The 3706-nt window shown below is 60.8% G+C and carries 4 protein-coding genes and 1 pseudogene; all 5 read right to left on the bottom strand.

All coding sequences use genetic code 11. The features are described from left to right. A partial coding sequence (locus ACLP2E_RS11210) for an ABC transporter permease subunit (protein WP_442465972.1) occupies window positions 1-878 on the bottom strand: 878 nt, incomplete at its 3' end. Between the two features lie 79 nt (window positions 879-957). Further along, window positions 958-1293, bottom strand: coding sequence for a hypothetical protein (locus ACLP2E_RS11205; RefSeq protein WP_442464499.1), 336 nt, complete (start codon window positions 1291-1293; stop codon window positions 958-960). Between the two features lie 62 nt (window positions 1294-1355). Further along, on the bottom strand, window positions 1356-1556 hold the full coding sequence (locus ACLP2E_RS11200; RefSeq protein WP_442464500.1) for a hypothetical protein: 201 nt from the start codon (window positions 1554-1556) through the stop codon (window positions 1356-1358). Between the two features lie 192 nt (window positions 1557-1748). Next, window positions 1749-3425 (bottom strand): electron transfer flavoprotein-ubiquinone oxidoreductase, encoded by a 1677-nt coding sequence (locus ACLP2E_RS11195; RefSeq protein WP_442465971.1) that lies wholly within the window; start codon window positions 3423-3425, stop codon window positions 1749-1751. A 113-nt stretch (window positions 3426-3538) separates the two neighbouring features. Continuing rightward, window positions 3539-3706 (bottom strand): annotated as a pseudogene (locus tag ACLP2E_RS11190) (electron transfer flavoprotein subunit alpha/FixB family protein); the annotation flags it as partial.

Raw genomic sequence — 3706 nt, 5'->3', positions numbered from 1 at the left:
CGCTGCAGCACCGTGAGTAACCACGATTGCGGCGTGGTTTGCGCGGCGGATTGCTCTATGCGTAAAGGGGCGGCCAAGACACCCAGCGGCCGGAACATCAATTGATCGTATAGGAGGATGACGACGGTCATCGCCCCCAGCGCCCAGCCGATAGCGCCGAGATTTTGCTGCTCGATCGCCATGGCGACATAGGAGCCGATGCCCGGCAAGGTGATCCGATTGTCGCCGACGCTGATCGCCTCGGAGGCGACGACGAAGAACCAGCCGCCGGACATGCTCATCATCATGTTCCACACCAGGCCGGGAACGGCGAAGGGCGCTTCGAGACGCCAGAAACGCTGCCAGCTGGAAAAGCGGAAGGCGCGGCTCGCCTCATCGAGATCATGTGGAATGGTGCGTAGCGACTGGTAGAAGCTGAACGCCATGTTCCAGGCCTGGCTGGTGAAGACGGCGAAGATCGAGGCCAGTTCCGCGCCGAGCGTGCTGCCGGGAAACAGGTTCATGAAAAACACGACGGTGAAGGAAATATATCCGAGGATCGGCACCGATTGCAGCACGTCGAGAATCGGAATGAGGATGATTTCGGCGCGCTTGCTCTTCGCCGCCAGGGTCCCGTAGGTCAAAGTGAACAACAGCGACGCGGCTAGCGCCGCGAGCATGCGCAAAACCGTGCGCAGGGCGTATCCGGGCAGCACCCAGGGATCGAGCGAAATCGGTGTCGCCTGCATCGTCTCCAGCGGCGCGAAAGTTCCCTTCGCCGCCGTGGCCAGCAGCACCAGCACAGCGAAAATCAACGGGAACGCCACCAGGTCCCAGCGATTGGGCGCCGCGAGTTTTCGCGGAGGGACAAGGGGGTGTGCGAAATCCGGACTGCTCATGGCTCCTACTGCGATCCAGACCAAACGCCGACTCTAGCCGAGGCCGGTTTCAAATCCGTGACGCCAGCCAGAAGCGGGGTCAAGCTCCCTCTTTTCGCTGATCGGCGGCTTCTTCCGGAAATGTCGCTAATTTCTTGCGAAAGTTTTCGGCGTCGCCGAAGTCGGCGAAGGCGGCGTAACGCGCATGCGCCCCGACCAGACGCCGCGCATGTTTGATCGGACACCAATATTGCTCCGTGCGGCTGGCGACCTCGCGCACATAGGCGACGACGCCATTGCCATAGCTGCAATAGGCGCAGTTGAATTTTTCGAGCGCATTCAGATAGGCGAGATATTGCCGGTCGAAAACGAAATAATCGCTGCGCCGAACCTTCGTAATGCCATCAACGGGAAAGCAGATGGCCTGAAAGACCATGACGAACAAATCCAGCAAGGCGAAAGGAAGGATGAGGGCCTAAATCACCGGCGAGGTCAGCCTCACCAGCAGCGGGCTTTCAGAATATAGGTCGAGAGGTCGATCCTCATCTCGCGATGGCGGCGCAGCACTTCTTCCTCGAAGGTCGCCTTTCCTTTTTCCAGCCCGAAGCGAAGGTCCGCACTGCGCTTGGCCAGTTCAGCTTCGAGTTCGGACTCCAGTTCCTGAATTTTTTCGATTAGCGCCGCTATCCGACCGTCCATCCCTCACCCCGCCCTTGTGCAGCGAGTGTGGAATATTCCGCGTGGCTTGTCGCCGTTATTCGCTTCTGAAGCTGAGGCGATCAGCCCGCTCAAGTTTTTGGCGCGGCCGGCCGGAGTCCTGCGCAAGCTTGGACGTCTGGCGCGCTGACGCCCCGAAGCTTCCTCACAAGTCGATGCCTGGGAGGAAGGACCTCACATATTGGGATAATTCGGGCCGCCCCCGCCTTCGGGCGTCGTCCAGGTGATGTTCTGCGCCGGATCCTTGATGTCGCAGGTTTTGCAGTGGACGCAATTCTGCGCGTTGATGACGAAGCGCGGATCGGCTTTTTTGACCTCGTCGCCGTAAAGCACTTCGTAGACGCCCGCCGGGCAGTAGAGCCGCGCCGGCTCGCCATAGAGCGGCAGGTTCTTCGCCACAGGAATGTTCGGATCGGCGAGCTTCAGGTGAATCGGCTGGTCTTCCTCGTGATTGGTGTTGGACAGGAACACCGAGGATAATCTGTCGAAACTGATCGCGCCGTCGGGCTTGGGATAGACGATCGGAGTGACCTGCGACAACGGCTTCAGGGTGGCGTAATCCGGCTTGCCGTGTTTGAGCGTGCCGAACAGCGACTTGCCGAACAAAGTGTTGGTCCACATGTCGATCCCGCCCAGGGGGATGCCGATCCATGTGCCGAGTTTCGACCACAGCGGCTTGACGTTGCGGACCTTGTTCAGATCCGCGCCGATCGGTCCGTGCCGCCAGCCGTTCTCGTAAGCCGACAATTCGTCGCCGCCCCGGCCCTCCGCCAGCGCCTTGGCCAACGCTTCCGCCGCCTCGATCCCGGAAAGAATGGCGTTGTGCGAGCCTTTTATCCGCGGTACGTTCATGAAGCCGGCTGCGCAGCCGATCAGCGCGCCGCCGGGAAATACCAATTTGGGCGTCGACTGCAATCCACCCTCAGTCAGCGCGCGCGCTCCATAGGCCAGGCGCTTGCCGCCAACAAAAGTCTCGCGCACGAAGGGATGGGTCTTGAAACGCTGGAATTCGTCGAACGGCGACAGGGTCGGATTCTTGTAGTTCAGGTGGACGACGAAGCCGACGACGACCTGGTTGTCCTCCATATGATAAAGGAAGGAGCCGCCGCCGGTGTCGCTGGTCAGCGGCCAGCCGAAGCTGTGCTGGACGAGGCCGGGCTGGTGCCTGGCCGGATCAACCTGCCAGATTTCCTTGAGGCCGATGCCGTATTTCTGCGGCTCGCGGCCCTCCGCGAGAGCAAAACGGGCGATGACCTGTTTCGACAGCGAGCCGCGCGCCCCTTCGGCGAGCAAAGTGTATTTGCCCCGAAGCTCCATGCCCCGCGTGAAGGAGTCCTTTGGCTTGCCGTCGCGACCGACGCCCATGTCGCCGGTGGCGATGCCGACGACCTCGCCCTTGTCGCCGAACAAGAGTTCGGAAGCTGCGAAGCCCGGATAAATCTCGACGCCGAGCGCTTCCGCCTTGACCGCGAGATAACGGCAGACATTGGCGAGCGAGCCGACGAAATTGCCGTGATTGTTCATCAGCGGCGGCATCAGGAAATTCGGCAGGCGGACGCCGCCGGAATGACCGAGCAGATAGAACTTGTCTTGCGTCACCGGTGTTTTCAGCGGCCGGTCCGCATCCTCGCGCCAGTCAGGAAGCAGCCTGTCGAGGCCGACCGGATCGATAACCGCGCCGGACAAGATATGCGCGCCGACCTCGGAGCCCTTTTCGACCACGACAACGCTGATGTCGGGCGAGATTTCCTTGAGGCGGATCGCCGCTGCAAGGCCGGAAGGCCCCGCCCCGACGATCACCACGTCGAATTCCATCGCCTCGCGCGCCGGCAAATCACTCATTTCAACCATCGGGCTTTTCCTCTGCGCCGACTTAAAATCAATCTCGCTCCGATTCAATCGGAGCGAGATTCCAGGCTTCGTTTTAACGCTTTTTCTTCACACCAACCGGAATCTTTGATCGATCACCGTCCGACCTTCGTCAGCTCAGCGGCCAGTTCCGGCAGGGCCGTGTAGAGATCGGCGACGAGGCCATAGTCGGCGACCTGGAAGATCGGGGCGTCCTCGTCCTTGTTGATGGCGACGATGACCTTGGAATCCTTCATCCCCGCCAGATGCTGGATCGCGCCGGA

Origin of the sequence: Rhodoblastus sp. (assembly GCF_052145335.1) — a bacterium.
Taxonomy (GTDB): Bacteria; Pseudomonadota; Alphaproteobacteria; order Rhizobiales; family Beijerinckiaceae; genus Rhodoblastus.
The sequence above is the reverse complement of the archived record's forward strand: the minus strand, read 5'-3'. Positions and strand labels throughout refer to the sequence as shown.

Excerpts from the sequence above, each read along its gene's own strand:
- ACLP2E_RS11205 (WP_442464499.1), bottom strand. The coding sequence starts at position 1,293 with ATGGTCTTTCAGGCCATCTGCTTTCCCGTTGATGGCATTACGAAGGTT.
- ACLP2E_RS11200 (WP_442464500.1), bottom strand. The coding sequence starts at position 1,556 with ATGGACGGTCGGATAGCGGCGCTAATCGAAAAAATTCAGGAACTGGAG.
- ACLP2E_RS11195 (WP_442465971.1), bottom strand. The coding sequence starts at position 3,425 with ATGGTTGAAATGAGTGATTTGCCGGCGCGCGAGGCGATGGAATTCGAC.